Raw genomic sequence first — 16020 nt, 5'->3', positions numbered from 1 at the left:
CCGGGACCCCCGGGGCGGGGGCCCGCACCGGCGTCATCCGCACCCGCCGCTGGCGACGGGGACGCGCCTGCCTTCGCCACCCGGCCCTCTGCCTCGTGCCCGGCCCGGCTTGACGGCCGGCGACTTTGCCCATCACCGAAGGTGACGATGCCGGGTTGATCTCTCAATTCACTCCCGGTAATCGCTGTCGGTGCCGCTTTCGAGCCCTGCTGCGGCCTGCTGCCCTAACGACGCCGTTGAACGCGGGGTGCCCGCCACCGCTACCGGAAGGCGGGAGTCAGAGCCGGATCGGCATCAGGATCGAGAAGGTGTCCTCGTCGTCGGGGCGGCGCACGGCCAGCGGGGCGATCGGACCGTCGAGTTCCAACACCAGTTGCGGGCCGCCGGCGGCGTCCAGGGCATCGAGCAGGAAGTCCCCGTTCACCCCGACCAGCAGGTCGGTCGGGTCCGGCCCGGCCAGTTCGGCGGCGTCGACCAGGCGCAGCCCGTCGCGGTCGTCCACCCCCAGCACCGTCACCGGCAGCGCCACCCCCTCGTGCTCCCGGGTCACCGTGGGGGTGGTGGACCGCAGCGCGGTACGCAGCGCCGCCACGTCGACCGGAACCCGCCGGGCCGTGGCGTCCGCCGGACGGCGCAGCAGCCGCCGGTAGTCGGTGAACTCGTCCGGCAGCACCGCCGAGCGGGCCTCGACCCCGGCGACGGCGACGGCGACCTCCCCGCCGGCGACGGTCAGCCGCACCTGTTCGGTGGTGTCCAGCAGCGCCCGGAACTCGTCGACGGCCGCCGCCGGCAGCAGCGCCCGCACCGGCGGGCCGTCCACCCGGCCACCGGCGCGGGCCAGCGCCATCCGGTATCGGTCGGTCGCCACCAGCCGTACGCCGTCGGACTCCACGTCCAGCAGCACACCGCCGAGCACCGGCAGGTCGGGGTCGGTGCCGACAGCGAACCGGACGGCGTCGACGGCGGCGGCCAGGGCGACGGGGGACAGGGTGATTCGGGTGGTCATCGGACACTCCTCGGGATCGATCAGGGCACGGATCCGGGAGAGTTCGCGGCGGGCGTCGGCGAGACCGTCCTCCAACCGGCGCAGGTGCGCGTCGAGCAGCCGCCCGACCCGCGCCGGCTCGTCGCGCAGCCGCAACGCGGCGGTGATCCCGGCCAGCGGCATGCCGATCCGGCGCAGGCCGGCCACCAGCCGGGCCGGCGTCACCTGCGCGGCGGTGTACCAGCGGTACCCGTTCACCGGGTCGACAAGCGTCGGGGTCAGCACCCCGCACCGGTCGTAGAACCGCAGCGCGCTGACCGTCAGGCCACTGGCCCGGGCCAGCTCGCCGATGCTCAGCAGCTCGCTCTCCATGCCCACGATGCTGTCGCCTCAACCAGGTCGAGGGTCAAGCCCGCACCGGCCGCCGCCGGCCCCGCGACCCGGCCGTCGTCCCCACTACGGGAGCACCCGGAACGTGATCCCCGCCCGCACCAACCGGTCCAGCAGCGCGTCCCCCATCGCCGCCACCGGGGTCAGCTGCCCGGACGTGGCGGGCAGCTCGTCGTACGCCAGGCAGAGGGCCGACTCGGCGAGCATCTTGGCGGTCTCGTCGTAGCCGGGGTCGCCGCCGGCGACCTCGGTGCGGACGGTCCGGCCGCCGCCCTCGCCGACGAACCGCACCCGGAACCACGACCGGGCCCGCTGCTCCGCGCTCGGCCCCTGCCCGGAGGCGAGCCGGCCGAGCAGCCAACGCCGGGTCGGCGGCAGCTTCACCAGCCCCACCACCCCGGCCATCCCCGCCCCCGCCGCCAGCACCGTGGGCAGCCGCCTGACGGCGGCGAAGTGCCGGTAGCGGAAGTCCGGGCCGTACTCCGGGCGGGCGGCGGCGGACCGACGTACCACCTGCGGGTCGATGGTGGGCAGCGGCACCGCCCACATGCCGGTCGCCGCCGACCGGCCCAGCTTCCCGGCCACCGCACGGACCCGGCGTCCGTCCGGCCGGGGCTCGACCGCCCGCCGGGCCTGCGCCGCCCGCTTCGTCTGCGCGGTACGGGAGAACGCGGTGAGCGCCGAATGGTACGTGCCGGCGGAGAACCTGCCCCCGGCCCGGACGAACCCGTCGACGCTGATCGGCCCGTCCGCCGGCAACTGCCGGACGGTGTACCAGACGCCCAGGTCGTGCGGGACCGAGTCGAAGCCGCAGGCGTGCACCAGCCGGGCCCCGGTGCGGACCGCCTCGGCGTGGTGCCGCACGTACATCAGGTCCACGAACTCCGGCTCGCCGGTGATGTCGAGATAGTCGGTGCCGGCGGCGGCACACGCGGCGACCAGCGGCTCCCCGTGGTGCACGTACGGCCCGACGGTGGTGGCGAGCACCCGGGCGCCCTCCACCACCGCCCGCAGCGACCCGGCGTCGGTGACGTCGGCGGTCAGCAGCGGCAGCGTGGCCAGGGCCGGCTCGATGGCGGCGAGCCGGTCCCGCACCGCCGACAGCTTCGCCGGGTTGCGGCCGGCCAGCGCCCAGCGCAGCCCCGCCGGGGCGTGCCGGGCCAGGTACTCGGCGGTCAGCCCGCCGGTGAAACCGGTCGCGCCGAACAGGACGAGGTCGTACGGGCGGTCGGGGCGCATCCGCCGAGTGTGCCACCCGCGCCCGACCCGCAGCGGCTGGCGGGCCACCGGGCGGCTCAGCCGTGCGGGGTGAACACCGCCCGCACACAGCCGTCGGCCCGGTCCCGGAACAGCGCGTACCCGGTCGGAGCCTGGTCCAGGTCGAACCGGTGCGTCGCCAGGTGTTCGGTACGCAGCTCGTCGCGGGCCATCCGGTCCAGCAGCATCGGAATCCACCGTTGGCCGTGCTGCCGCGCGCTGCGCAGGGTGAGCCCCTTGTGCATCACCGCGCCCAGCGGGAAGGCGTCCACGAAACCGGTGAAGGTGCCCGAGACGAAGACCGTGCCGCCCTTACGGCAGGCGTGCACCGCCTCCCGCAGCGCCAACGGGTCCTCGACCGGGCCGCCCCGGCCGGTGAACCGGTCGGCCAGCGACAGCGGACGGCCACCGCCGTCGGCCACCCCGACCGCCTCCACGCACACGTCGGGACCCCGGCCCCCACTGCGTTCCCGCAGCTCGGCGGGGACGTCGGTGTGCTCGTAGTGCAGCGTCTCGGCACCGGTGTGCCGTTCGGCCATCCGCAACCGCTCCGGGTAGCGGTCGATCACGATCACCCGGTCCGCGCCGAGCACCGTCGCCGCCTGCGCGGTGAGCTGACCCACCGCACCCGCCCCCCACACCGCCACCACGTCACCGGGGCGGACCGCACCCAGCTCGGCACCCATCCAACCGGCGGGGGCGGCGTCCGAGGCGAACACCGCCCGGTCGTCGCTGACCGGGTCGGGCACGGTGAACGCCCCCACGTCGGCGTACGGCACCCGGACGTACTCGGCGTGGCTGCCGGCGAACCCACCCGCCGTCCGGGGATGGCCGTAACAGCCGCCGGTGGGTTGCCCCCAGGCCGCCTCGGTGACCGTCGCGGCGGGCGCGCCGTTGTCGCAGCAGGAGTACAGCCCCTGCCGGCAGTACCAGCAGTTCCCGCAGGCCACGGCGGCGCAGACCACCACCCGGTCCCCGACGCGGTGCCGGCGTACCGCCGGGCCGACCTCGGCCACGTCGCCCAGGAACTCGTGCCCGAGCACGTCACCGGCGGACAGGCCCGGCACCCGCCCGGCGAGCAACGGCAGGTCGGTCCCGCAGGTGGCACTGCGCCGTACCCGCACGATCATGTCGTGGGCGTTGCGCAGCTCCGGATCGGGCACCTGGCGTACCGCGAGCCGGTCGACGCCCTCCCAGCACAGCGCCCTCATCCGGGCACCGCCGGCCGGTCGGGGGCGGGCCGCTCGACGGCCGGCCGGTCGGCGCGCAGCACCTCACCGGTCTCGACGAGCTGCCGTACCGCGCGCAACACCTGCCACAGGTAGCCGTCGGGGTCGTCGCCGACCAGGTGGGCGGCCATCCCGGGGAGGGCGGCGAGCCCGCCGAGCGGCCGGACCGCCAGCTCGGTGCCGCGCCCGCCGGGGGCCGGCCGCAGGTCCAGCTCCACCGCGCCGGCCAGGGGCCGCAGCGGCTCCGGCCAGCGTCCGCCGGGCAGCAGTTCCGCCGCCGGGACCCCGACCGTCACCACCTGCCAACGCCCCGACCCGGCCGCCGACCGCCGGGGTACGCGCCCCGACCGCCCCTGCCCGGTCCGGCCGGTCCTCGGGGTACGGCCGGTCGCGGTGCGGGCCGTCGCCGCGCCGAACGCCGTGGCGGCGACAATGACCGCGCCCCGGGTCAGCCGTCCCATCCGTACCACCCGCCTCTCCCGCCGGGACCGGTCCACGCCGTCCGGCTCGCCCATCGTCGGCGCGGCCCGGGTGAACCGGGCTCGTCCCGAAGGGGTGAACCGGGCCGCGCCGGGTAACCGCCGCCGACCGGGGGAGGAACGCGCCGACTGGGGGTGGGGTGCAATGCCGCAGCAGCCCGTACGGGCGCTCGACCCGACACCCCACCCCGGCGGCGCCGCGACCACCCGGGCGTCCGCCGAGCCGCCGCTGCTGGCCTCCCGGCTCACCCCGCCCGCCGCGCCCGAGCCGATGCTGCTGCGGCCCCGGCTGCTGGCCCGCCTCGACGACGGGGCCGCCGGCATCCTCACCGTGGTCCGCGCGCCCGCCGGCTGGGGCAAGACGACACTGCTCACCGCCGCCGCGCAGGCGGCGGAACCGACCGGGGACCCGGTGGCCTGGGTGCAGGTCGAGGCCGGCGACAGCGGACAGCGGCTGTGGGCGTACCTGACCCGGGCCCTGCGCGGCGCGCTCCGGGCCGGGCCGGACGACCTGACGCCGGCCCCCGCCGGTCCGTGGCGGCCCGACGGGCTGGAGGCGCTGGCCGCCACGCTGGCCGCCCGGGAACGCCCCGTCCGGCTGGTCCTCGACGACCTGCACCGGATGACCGATCCGGACGTCCTCACCGGGCTGGAGTTCCTGCTCCGGCACGCCGCCGGGCGGCTACGTCTCGTCGCCGCCGGCCGGACCGGCCTGCCGCCGGCCCTGCACCGGCTGCGGCTGGCCGGCGAGCCGACCGAGATCGGCCCCGACGACCTGGCCTTCACCACCGACGAGGTGGCCGACCTGCTGGTGGCGCACGGGGTGCCGCTGCCGGCGGCGGCGGTCGCCCGGCTCCGGGAACGCACCGGCGGCTGGCCGGCGGGCCTGCGCTTCGCCGCGCTGGCCGCCCGGGGCCAGGCCGACCCGCAACGCTGGGTACGGCGGTTCGGCGGCGACCATCCGGACGTCGCCGCCTACCTGCGCGCCGAGGTGCTCGCCCCGCTGCCGGGGCCGGCCCGGGAGGTGCTGCGCCGGTGCGCCGTCGGCGGGGCGGTCCGCGCCGACCTGGCCGACGCGTTGACCGGACGTGCCGACACCGGTCAGCTCCTGGCCGGACTGGCCCGCGACGGCGGATTCCTGCACCGCGACGACAGCGATCCACCCTGGTACCGGCCGCACCCCATGCTGGCCGACCTGCTACGCGAGGAACTCGCCGGCCTCGACGGGCGGGAACGCGGCGAACTGCACCGGCGGGCCGCCGACTGGCACGCCGAGCACGACCGGCCGGCCGACGCGCTGCACCACGCCCTGACCGCCGGGCAGTGGGACCGCGCCACCGAACTGCTGCTGGCCCACTGGCCGGAGCTGGTCCCGTACGAGCAGGAGCCGCCGCCCCTGCCGCCGCCCCCGCCACCGCCCGCCGGGGCGGTGCGCCGGGACCCGGAACTGGCGCTGGCCGCCGGCACCGAGCGGGCGTACGCGGGGGACGTGGCGGCGGCGACCGCCCGCCTGCGGGACGCGGTGCAGGCCGCCCGCACGCTGCCGGCCCCCCGCCGGGACCGGTTCCGGCGGCTGGCCGTGGCACTGGAACTCACCCTGGCCCGGCTGTCCGGCGACCCCGCGACGGTACGCGCTGCCGCCGCCCGCCTGCTCGCCACCGGTTCGGCGCTTCCTGCCGGTTCGGCGCTTCCTGCCGGTTCGGTGCCGCCTGCCGGTTCGGGGCTGGCCACCGGTGCGGCTTCCGTCGCCCCGGTTCCTCCTGATCCGCCCGCCGGCACCGACGTGCTCGGCCCGCCGACCGGTGCCGACCTTGTGACCGGCGAAGATGTGGTGACCGGGGATGATCCACGGACCGGCGAGGACGACGCGGATGTCCGGGCGGTGGCCGGCACCGCGCTCGGCCTGACCGACCTCGCCGAGGGGGAGTTGGGCCGGGCCGCAGCGTGGTTCCGTGCCGCGCTGGCGGCGGCCCGGCGGGTCGGCCGACCCCGGACCGAACTGGTCGGCGCGAGCCGGGCGGCGCTGCTGCTCGCCCTCGCCGGTGAGCTGTCGCCGGCCGAGGAGACCGCGCGGGCGGCCCTGGCCATGCCCCCCTGCCAGGGCTGGTCGGGGCGGGTCGACTGCGGCCACGCACACCTGGCACTGGCGCTGGTGGCGGTACTGCGCGACCAGCCCGCCGAGGCGACCGCCGAGCTGGCGGCGGCCGGCGCGGTGACCGGGACGACCCTGGCCGGGGCGGTGGCGGCGCTGTGCCGGGCGGCCCTGCTCCGGGACGCGGGCGAGCCGGCGGCGGCCATGGCAGCGGTGCAACGCGCCCGCGACGAACTGACCACCAGCGGTGCCGGGGAGCTGGCTGACCGGTTGCTGGCGCTGGAAGCGGACCTGCGCGGCGAGCAAGGTGACGTGGACACGGCCCGGCGGCTGCTCGGCGAGCGGGCGCACGGGCCGGACCCGGTGCCGGTGCTGGCGTTGGCGCTGGCCCGGGTGGAGTTGCGGGCCGGTGACCTGCGGGCCGCCCGGCACGCCCTGCCCGACTGGGACGCCCCGGGCGCGGTTGGTTGGCCGTTGTCGGTACGGCTCGCCGCCGGAGTCCTGGACGCGCTGCTGACCCGGCGGGCCGGTGACGAACGCCGGGCAGGGCGGCTGCTGGAACGGGTGCTGGACCTGGCGGGGCGGCACGGCCACCGGCGGGTGTTCACCCGGGCCGAACCGGAGGTGCGGGAACTGCTCGCGGCCCACCTGGACTCCGGTACGGCGTACTGGCCGCAGGTCAGTGACCTGGTGCGGGACGTCGCCCCGCCGTCCGGCCAGGGGGCGTACGGCACCCGGCGCGGGCCGGCCGATCCCCGGCGGGACGACCCCGAGCGCCCCCTGGACGAGCCGCTCACCGAGCGGGAGCTGACCATCCTGCGGTACCTGCAGAGCATCCTGTCCAACGTGGAGATCGCCAGCGAGCTGTCCCTGTCGGTCAACACCGTCAAGACCCACGTCCGCAACATCTACCGCAAGCTCGACGCCACCCGCCGCCGCGAAGCCGTCCGCCGAGCCCGCGACCTCCACCTCCTCTAACCCCCACCCCCGCCCCGCCCATCCCCGCCCCGCCTGCCCGTCCCGCCCGCCCCCGGTGATCAAGAGGTTTACGTCAAGATTGATCTTCAACCTGACGCAAACCTCTTGATCAACTGACCTAAACCTCTTGATCACCAAGGGCGGGGCGGGGCTGGGCTGGGTCAGGGGGTGGCGGTGTCCACGGTGGTGAGGAGGGTGGGGAGGTCGAGTGGGCCGTCGTGGCGGTGGTCGCCGACGAAGAGGGTGGGTGTGCCGTTGACGCCGCTGCGGATGCCGCCGGTGAAGTCGTGGCGTACCCGGTCGGCGTGCGCGTGCCGGTCGACCTCGGCGTCGATCTCGTCCGGCGGGAGCCCCACCTGCGCCACGCCGAGCGACAGGTGCACCGGGTCCAGTTGGTCCTGGTGTTCGTAGAGCCAGTCGTGCATCTCCCAGAACCGGTCCCGGCGGCCGGCCGCCTCGGCCACCTCGGCGGCCCGTTCGGCGTACGGGTGCAGGTTGGTGATCGGGAAGTGCCGGTAGACCAGCCGGACGGTGTCCCGCCGCTGCCGCAGCACCTCGGCCAGGTTCGGGTACGCCGCCCCGCAGTACGGGCACTGGAAGTCGCCGTACTGCACGAGGGTGACCGGGGCGTCCAGGGGGCCACGGACATGGTCGGTCTCGGTCACCGGCACCCGGAGTCGGGCGGTGACCTGCAACGGGGTGCTCATCGGGTCATCACCTGCCGTTCGGTGCCGAGCTGTTCCAACGCGTCGAGGATGCCGTCGGCGCCGGGGTTGACCTCGGCGGGGGACAGGTAGCTCCAGGCCACCGCCCCGGCCGGGTCGAGCACCACCAGGGCCCGGCCGGCCTGCCCCTGCGGCGTGTACGCCCCGTAGCCCCGCGCCACCTCGCCCTTGGGTTCGAAGTCGGACAGCAGCGGGAACCGGACGCCCTTCGCCTCGGCGAACGCGCGGTGCGACCAGAGGCTGTCCACCGAGATGCCCAGCACCGCCGCGTCGTACCGCTCGAACTCCGGCATCGCGGCCTGGTAGAGCGCCATCTGGTCGCCGCAGACCGGGGACCAGTCGGCGGGGTAGAAGGCGAGCACCACCGGCCGACCCCGGAACTGCGCGGGTCCGGTCCGTCGCCCGTCCGGGGTGGCCGGCAGGGTGAATTCGGGGGCCGGGGTCCCGGGTCGGATCAGTCCGTCGGGTCCAGTCATGTCGCCCACCGTCCCGCCGGGTCGGGTGAGGGCGGCTCACCCGACCCGGGTGGTCCTGCGGCACGGCGTCGTCAGATCGGATTCGGACCGCCGAAGGGGACCCGGTGGCGAAATTCGGGCGGGTCGCGGTGTCGACAACCGGATCGGACTCGGGCAGTCTGACGGACGGCGAAGGACGGGGTGGAAAGATGGACGTCGATCAGATGCGGGTTTTCGGTCGCCGGTTGGCGGGCGTGTCGTGGCGGGTGGCCCGGCACGAGTGGACCCTGGCGGCGCTCGCCGCGCTGCTGCTGGCCGTGGTGCTGACCTGGCCGACCCTGCGCGATCCGGCGAGCACGATCCCACAGGACACCGGCGACCCGACGTTGCAGGCGTGGCAGGTGGCCTGGGGCGGGCACGCCCTGCTCACCAACCCGTTGCAGGTCTGGCACTCCAACACGTTCTATCCCGAGCCGTACACCTACGCCTACTCGGACACCCTGCTCGGGTACGCCCCGTTCGGCATGATCGGGGACGGTCCGGTGGCCGCCGTGATCCGCTACAACCTGCTCTACATGCTGACCCACGCCCTCGCCCTGTTCGGGGCGTACGCGCTGGCCCGGCAGGTGGGGGCCGGTCGGGCCGGCGCGGCGGTGGCCGGGGTGTCCTTCGCGTACGCCCCGTGGAAGCTCGCCCAGGCCGGGCACCTGCACGTGCTCAGCATCGGCGGGATCGCCCTCGCGTTGGCCATGCTGGCCCGGGGCCACGGCTGGTCGCTGCGGCACGGCCACCGGCCCGACCGGGTCCGTCCCGGCTGGGTGGTCGCCGGGTGGGCGGTCGCCGCCTGGCAGGTCACCCTCGGTTTCGGCATCGGCCTGCCCTTCGCGTACGTGCTGGGTCTGCTCTGCCTCGGCGCGGTCGTCACGTACGGCGTGGTGTGGTTGCGGCGGCGGACCCGGCCGGTGGTGCCGCGCGGCCTGCTCCTGGCCGACCTGGCCGGGGGGATCGGGTTCGCCGGGGTGACCCTGGCGATGGCCGCGCCGTACTTCGAGGTGGTGGCCCGTAACCCGTCGGGCCGGCGGACGGTGGCCCAGATCGAGATGTTCTCCCCGCCGTGGCGGGGGTTCGTCACCGCGCCGCCGGAGTCCTGGCTGTGGGGGGAGCGGCACGAGGCGGCGCGCGCCACGCTCGGGTTCCCGGGCGAGATGACCCTGCTGCCCGGGGTGGTGCTGCTGTCGCTGGCGGTGGCCGGGCTGTTCTTCTCCGCGTGGCGGCTGCGGCACCGGCTGATGCTGGCCGGCGCGGCGCTGGTCAGCGTGGCGCTCGCCGCGGGCACCACGTTCGGTGGCGACGGCAACCCCGGGTACGTGACGCTCGTCGAGCACGCCCCGGGCTGGGACGGGGTGCGCACCCCGGGCCGGCTGGTGCTGTGGACGACGCTGCTGCTCGGCCTGCTCGCCGCCGGGGCGTTGACGGTGCGCGAGCCGGCGCGGCAGGCCGACCCCGGCGCGGAGCCGGCCCCGGGGTCGGAGCCGGCCGGGGAACAGCCGCCGGGGCCGGACGCGGAGCCCGGGGCAGGGTCGGCCGGGGACCAGTCGCCGGGCCCGGACGCGGAACCCGGGTCGGAGCCGGCCGTGCCGGCGCTGCGACCGGCGGGAGCGCCGGTGCTGGTGGAGGCGTCCGCACCGACGGAGGCGGCACCGGGACCACGGCCGGCACTGCGGTCGGCGGCGTGGTCCGGATCGGCGGCCGAGCAGGCGGTCACCCGGGAGCCGGCCCCGAAGCGGGCCGGCCGGCAGTGGCGGCTGGCCCGGTTGGCGCTCCTGGTGCCGCTGCTGCTGGTCGGCGTGGAGGGGGTCAACCGGACCCCGCACGTGCCCGCGCCGGAGCAGCCGGCCGTGCTGCGTGGGCTGACCGGCCCGGCGCTGGTGCTGCCCAGCGACGGCATCCGGGAACTGCACGTGATGCTCTGGTCGACCGACGGGTTCCCCAAGGTGGTCAACGGGCTCGCCTCGTTCACCCCGCAGTCCCAGGAGCGGATCAGGGCGGTGAGCATGACCTTCCCGGACGCCACCTCGGTGGCGTACCTGCGGCAGGTCGGGGTGCGCACGGTGGTGCTGCTGCCCGGCTGGGCGGCCGGCACACCGTGGGCGGACGTGGCCGCCCGACCGGTGGACGGGCTGGGCATCAGTCGCGAGATCGTCGGCGAGGACGTCATCTACCGGCTCTGAGGGCCGAGTTAGTTGGGAGCGCTTCCTAATTCGGCGGCGTACCGGTTACTGTTGGGTTCTTCTTCGGCAGCGGGAGCCAAGCGTGCCGGCGGGGAGCCAGGGCAGCTCTTCGCACCCGTCGACGTCCCCCCACGGGGCCGTCGCACCCTGACCCTGGCATCCCGAGAGGAACCGCAGATGCGGAGAAGTCTCGTCGGCGCGGTCACCACCGTGCTGGCCGCCGCGACGGCCGTCGTGGCCGTACAGTTCACCGTCGCACCGTCCACACCGGCCGCCGCGGCGGCGGCCGAGCCGTACAGCTGGAAGAACGTCCGGATCGACGGCGGCGGCTTCGTCCCCGGCATCATCTTCAACCAGACCGAGAAGAACCTGATCTACGCGCGTACCGACATCGGCGGCGCGTACCGGTGGGAGCAGGCCAGCCAGTCCTGGACGCCGCTGCTCGACTGGGTCGGCGCGGACAAGTGGGGCTACAACGGCGTGGTCAGCCTGGCCACCGACCCGGTGCAGACCAACCGGGTGTACGCGGCCGTCGGCATGTACACCAACGACTGGGACCCGAACAACGGCGCGATCCTGCGCTCGTCGGACAAGGGCGCCACCTGGCAGGCCACCGCGCTGCCGTTCAAGAACGGCGGCAACATGCCCGGCCGGGGCATGGGGGAGCGGCTCGCCGTCGACCCCAACAAGAACAGCATCCTGTACTACGGTGCCGAGGGCGGCAACGGCCTGTGGCGCAGCACCGACTACGGGGTCACCTGGGCCAAGGTGGCGAACTTCCCGAACGTCGGCAACTACCGGGCCGACCCCAACGACACCACCGGCTACCAGAGCCAGAACCAGGGTCTGACCTGGGTCACCTTCGACAAGAGCACCGGTACGGCGGGCAACGCCACGCAGACCATCTACGTCGGCGTGGCGGACAAGGCGAACCCGGTGTACCGCTCCACGAACGGTGGCACGAGCTGGGAGCGGATCGCCGGCCAGCCCACCGGCTACCTGGCCCACAAGGGCGTGGTCGACCCGGTCGGCGGCTTCCTCTACATCGCCACCAGCGACACCGGCGGCCCGTACGACGGGGGCAAGGGTGACGTGTGGAAGTTCAACCGGGCCACCGGCGCGTGGACGCAGATCAGCCCGATCCCGTCGTCCAGCAGCGACGCCTACTTCGGCTACTCGGGGCTGACCATCGACCGGCAGAAGCCGAACACCCTCATGGTCGCCACCCAGATCTCCTGGTGGCCGGACGCGATCTTCTTCCGCAGCACCGACGGCGGCGCGACCTGGACCCGGATCTGGGAGTTCGGCAGCTACCCGGAGCGCACCAAGAAGTTCACGATGGACATCAGCTCGGTGCCGTGGCTGACCTTCGGGGCCAACCCGGCCCCGCCGGAGGAGTCCCCGAAGCTGGGCTGGATGAACGAGTCGGTGGAGATCGACCCGTTCGACTCCAACCGCTTCATGTACGGCACCGGCGCGACCATCTACGGCAGCACCGACCTCACCAAGTGGGACACCGGCGGCAAGCTCACCATCAAGCCGATGGTCAAGGGCCTGGAGGAGACCGCCGTGCTGGACCTGATCAGCCCGCCCACCGGGGCGCCGCTGGTCAGCGGGCTCGGTGACATCGGCGGGTTCCGGCACACCGACCTGAACGCGGTGCCGCCGATGCTGTTCACGCAGCCGGTCTTCACCAGCACCACCAGCCTCGACTACGCCGAGGCGAACCCGGCGACGATGGTCCGGGCCGGCAACTTCACCGACGCCGACCGCCCCAACGACAGCCACGTCGCGTTCTCCACCGACGGCGGGGCGAACTGGTTCCAGGGCAGCGAGCCGGGCGGGGTCAACAACGGCGGCACGGTCGCCGCCGCCGCCGACGGCAGCCAGTTCGTCTGGGCCCCGGGTGACGCCGGGCAGCAGGTGATCCGCTCGGTCGGGTTCGGCAACTCGTGGACCGCCGCCACCGGCATCCCGGCCAACGCGGTGGTCGAGTCCGACCGGGTCAACAAGAACAAGTTCTACGGTTTCAGCGGCGGCAAGTTCTACGTCAGCACCAACGGCGGGGCCAGCTTCACCGCGTCCGCCGCCACCGGCCTGCCGACCACCGGCACGGTCAAGTACAAGGCGGTGCCCGGCAAGGAGGGCGACATCTGGCTGGCCGGCGAGGGCGGGCTGTGGCGCTCCACCGACTCCGGGGCCAGCTTCACCAAGCTGGCCGGGGTGTCCTCGGCGGTGAACGTCGGCTTCGGCAAGGCGGCCCCCGGGCAGACGTACCCGGCGGTGTTCACCTTCGGCACCGTCGACGGCAAGAGCGGTGTCTACCGCTCCGACAACACCGGCGCGGCCTGGGTGCGGATCAACGACGACCAGCACCAGTACGGCAACGCGGGCGAGGCGCTGACCGGTGACCCCCGGGTCTACGGCCGGGTCTACCTGGGCACCAACGGCCGGGGCATCCTGGTCGCCGACCGGCTCGGCGGCACCCCCACCCCGACGCCGACCACCCCCAACCCGACCACGCCGCCGCCGACGACCCCGCCACCCACCACGCCGCCACCCACCACGCCTCCGCCTACGACGCCTCCGCCCACCACGCCTCCGCCTACGACGCCTCCGCCCACCACGCCGCCGCCGACGACTCCGCCGCCGACGACTCCGCCGCCCACCGGCGGGTGCGCGGCGACGTACAAGGTGACCGGGTCGTGGCCGGGTGGCTTCCAGGGTGAGGTGACGGTCCGCAACGCCGGCACCAGCGCGATCGCCGGCTGGACGGTGAACTGGACGTTCGGCAACGGCCAGACGGTCAACTCGCTCTGGGGCGGCACCTTCACCCAGACCGGGGCGAACGTCTCGGTCCGGGACGCCGGGTGGAACGGTGCGCTCGGCGCCGGCGCGAGCACCAGCATCGGCTTCACCGCCAACGTGACCGGCACCAACGCCGTCCCGACGGTGACCTGCACCAGCCGCTGACAACTATCCGACACCCGCCGGCTCCCCCGATCGGGGGAGCCGGCGGCACGTCCGGCCTGTGGGTGATCGACTCAGTGGGGGCGAAGTTGCGGCATCAACCACGGATCCTTACCGCAACATCGCCCCAACGGAGTGGATCAAGAGACGGCGAAGGCCCCGGTCGACGCTGAGGAGCGCGACCGGGGCCTGTGCGTGCCGTGGGACGGTCAGTCGTCCAGCCCGACGGGGGAGTTCGGCCGGTCCACGTCGACGAACTCGATGTCGTCGACGGCCCGGTCACCCCCGCTGCCGGCGGCCCGCGCGGCGGTGCCGGCGGCCCAGCCGATCGCCGCGCCGACCAGCGCCGCGCCGATCAGCAGGGTCCAGGGCAGGGCCGGACGCCGGCCGGCGAGCGCGTCGAAGGCGAGCGTCGCCCGACGGCGGGCCTCGTCGGCGGTCGAGCCGACCAGGTCGCCGGCGTCGGATAGCCCCGAGTCCCGGACCGACCGGGCGGCGTCCCGGACGCTGTCACCGGCGGAGTCCACCGCCGAGAGCAGGTGGTGCCAGGCCTGGTCGGCGATCCGCTCGGGCTTGCTGCGGCGCTCCAGAAGGTTGCTGCCGATCATCGTGTTACCTCCTCGAATGCCGAAGTCTGCGGCCACTTCGGACGTCGTCTCTGTGCCGCGGGACGGTCCTCGCGCCGACCGGTCGCCCGGCCGGTATCCGAGCAGTGCCCCGCCCGGCCGGGTCGCAAACCCGGTGCGCCGGGGAGACCGCCACCGCTCAGCGGACCACGACCACGGACGTGGCGCGGGCGAAATCGTCCCCGTCGTCGTCATCGTCGTCGTCCCCGCCGCCGAAGCCGCAGGCCAGTACGAGAGCGAGTAGCGCGCCGACCCCGGCCAGGCCGAGCAGTCTCTTGAGCATCGATCCGTCTCCTCGATCGTGGTGACCCATCTCTCGCCCACGGTAGGCACCTGTCACAACCTGCACCGGGGGAGTCGGCGGGCCGCGCCGGGGCTCGCCCGGCCCACCGCATCCGGGTACCGATGGACCGGGGCCGCTACTCTGGGACGGTTGGAACGGTCGAGCTGAGCCGTTCGTCGGAGAGAACAGGACCAGCAACGGTGTGGAGAGGGACGGTCCGGTCCGTCCGGATCCGCGAATTGCTCATCCCGAGGGGTGGCGACCGAGGCCATCGGAGGAATACTCTCGGTCGCGGCCCGCGTACTGATGAGGCGCCCGGGGACGGGCGAGTGGAGGTGCTCGCGTGAGCCTGTCGATCGTGAAGTCGGTCCTGCCGGCCGGTGTCATCGAGATCGCCCCCCGTGGTGAGATCGACGTCGACACCGCCTACGAGGTACGTGAGGCGATCGCCGAGGTGCTGGCCAAGGGCCGGCCCGCGCGGATCGAGCTGAACATGCGACTCGTCACCTTCATCGACTCCGTCGGGATCAGCGCCATGGTCGCCGGCTTCCAGACCGCCGAGGTCAGCGGCGTCAAACTCATCGTCACCGAACCGAGCCGGTTCGTGCACCGGCAGCTCTGGGTGACCGGCCTGCTCGGTCTCTTCGGTGCCCCGGAGCCGTACTTCGCCGGTGCCGCCACCCCGGAGGTGCTGCCCGGCGCCTGACCGGGTCACCGTCGGCTTCCGTGCCGTCCGGCCAGGGACGTTGCCAGTCCGTCCCCGGTGCGGCACGATCGTGCGACCGACGACGGTCAGGAGGCCCGGTGGTCCGGCGGGAGAGCTTCAGCTACACGGTGCAGGCGCGCTGCTCACCGGCGGACGCGATGGCGCTGCTGAGCGACCTGTCCCGGCAGGAGGAGCTGCATCCGCTGATCGTCCGGGTGCGCCGGCTGCCCGCCCGGCCGGGTGCCCTGGCCAGCTACGCGATCACCGACCGGCTGGAGCTGGGGCCGCTGCGGTTCCCCGTCACCTACCAGGCCGACGTCCTGCTGGCCGGCGACGACGAGATCGTGACGGTGGCCCGCCAGCAGCCCGGCACCACCGTACGCAACCACACCCGGCTGCGGATGGAGGGTGACCTGCTGCGGATCGACGTGGAGATCACCCTCGCCGCACCGGCGCCGCTGTTCGGCTACGCCTTCCGGCAGGCCCGCGCCGCCCACCTGGGGCTGGCCAGCCGCCTCGGCGCGGTCCTGGACGGCCGGGCCGGCGACCCGCCCGCCGCCGGTTGACCACCACCGGGACCCGCCTGACGCTCGCGTCGGTGGCCCGCCCGGGTC

13 protein-coding genes are annotated in these 16020 nt (G+C 74.7%); 5 read left to right on the top strand and 8 right to left on the bottom strand.

The window, feature by feature from the left end; translation table 11 throughout:
* Window positions 1–277: 277 nt before the first annotated feature.
* The 4 genes from FJK98_RS25105 to FJK98_RS25090 form a co-directional block, all read right to left on the bottom strand.
* Window positions 278–1357 (bottom strand): MerR family transcriptional regulator, encoded by a 1080-nt coding sequence (locus tag FJK98_RS25105; protein ID WP_145921185.1) that lies wholly within the window; start codon window positions 1355–1357, stop codon window positions 278–280.
* Between the two features lie 84 nt (window positions 1358–1441).
* On the bottom strand, window positions 1442–2614 hold the full coding sequence (locus FJK98_RS25100; RefSeq protein ID WP_145921184.1) for a trans-acting enoyl reductase family protein: 1173 nt from the start codon (window positions 2612–2614) through the stop codon (window positions 1442–1444).
* A 56-nt stretch (window positions 2615–2670) separates the two neighbouring features.
* A complete protein-coding gene (locus tag FJK98_RS25095) occupies window positions 2671–3843 on the bottom strand; it encodes a zinc-dependent alcohol dehydrogenase (protein WP_145921183.1) in 1173 nt (390 codons plus the stop codon).
* Window positions 3840–4322: a hypothetical protein gene (locus tag FJK98_RS25090; protein ID WP_370516918.1), complete on the bottom strand. Its 483-nt coding sequence runs from the start codon at window positions 4320–4322 to the stop codon at window positions 3840–3842. Before FJK98_RS25090 ends, FJK98_RS25095 begins: the two co-directional genes overlap by 4 nt.
* A gap of 163 nt (window positions 4323–4485) precedes the next feature.
* Here FJK98_RS25090 and FJK98_RS25085 point away from each other — a divergent pair, with 163 nt between their 5' ends.
* Window positions 4486–7410, top strand: a complete 2925-nt coding sequence (locus tag FJK98_RS25085; protein ID WP_240762337.1) for a LuxR C-terminal-related transcriptional regulator — start codon at window positions 4486–4488, stop codon at window positions 7408–7410.
* A gap of 161 nt (window positions 7411–7571) precedes the next feature.
* On the opposite strand, the gene FJK98_RS25080 is transcribed toward FJK98_RS25085, so the two are convergent.
* The gene (locus FJK98_RS25080) at window positions 7572–8117 is read right to left on the bottom strand and encodes a DsbA family protein (RefSeq protein ID WP_145921180.1); all 546 of its coding nucleotides are present in this window, start codon (window positions 8115–8117) and stop codon (window positions 7572–7574) included.
* A complete protein-coding gene (locus tag FJK98_RS25075) occupies window positions 8114–8611 on the bottom strand; it encodes a redoxin domain-containing protein (protein WP_145921179.1) in 498 nt (165 codons plus the stop codon). The genes FJK98_RS25080 and FJK98_RS25075 overlap by 4 nt, the downstream gene beginning before the upstream one ends.
* Before the next feature lie 188 nt (window positions 8612–8799).
* Here FJK98_RS25075 and FJK98_RS33720 point away from each other — a divergent pair, with 188 nt between their 5' ends.
* Window positions 8800–10821, top strand: a complete 2022-nt coding sequence (locus FJK98_RS33720) for a hypothetical protein (protein WP_205789199.1) — start codon at window positions 8800–8802, stop codon at window positions 10819–10821.
* A gap of 177 nt (window positions 10822–10998) precedes the next feature.
* Window positions 10999–13794, top strand: a complete 2796-nt coding sequence (locus FJK98_RS25065; RefSeq protein WP_145921178.1) for a cellulose-binding domain-containing protein — start codon at window positions 10999–11001, stop codon at window positions 13792–13794.
* A gap of 206 nt (window positions 13795–14000) precedes the next feature.
* On the opposite strand, the gene FJK98_RS25060 is transcribed toward FJK98_RS25065, so the two are convergent.
* Window positions 14001–14399, bottom strand: a complete 399-nt coding sequence (locus tag FJK98_RS25060; protein ID WP_145921177.1) for a hypothetical protein — start codon at window positions 14397–14399, stop codon at window positions 14001–14003.
* A 157-nt stretch (window positions 14400–14556) separates the two neighbouring features.
* Window positions 14557–14700 (bottom strand): hypothetical protein, encoded by a 144-nt coding sequence (locus tag FJK98_RS33365; protein WP_158224263.1) that lies wholly within the window; start codon window positions 14698–14700, stop codon window positions 14557–14559.
* Window positions 14701–15043: 343 nt separating this feature from the next.
* Here FJK98_RS33365 and FJK98_RS25055 point away from each other — a divergent pair, with 343 nt between their 5' ends.
* Both FJK98_RS25055 and FJK98_RS25050 read left to right on the top strand, forming a co-directional pair.
* Entirely contained in the window at window positions 15044–15406 is a 363-nt protein-coding gene (locus FJK98_RS25055) for an STAS domain-containing protein (RefSeq protein WP_067309377.1), read from the top strand.
* 98 nt (window positions 15407–15504) lie between these two features.
* Window positions 15505–15972: an SRPBCC family protein gene (locus FJK98_RS25050; protein ID WP_145921176.1), complete on the top strand. Its 468-nt coding sequence runs from the start codon at window positions 15505–15507 to the stop codon at window positions 15970–15972.
* The last annotated feature ends 48 nt before the right edge of the window (window positions 15973–16020 follow it).

The organism is Micromonospora sp. HM134 (assembly GCF_007833915.1).
Lineage (GTDB): Bacteria > Actinomycetota > Actinomycetes > Mycobacteriales > Micromonosporaceae > Micromonospora > Micromonospora wenchangensis.
Note: the sequence above shows the minus strand (reverse complement) of the source record. Positions and strands in the feature narration are given on the sequence as shown.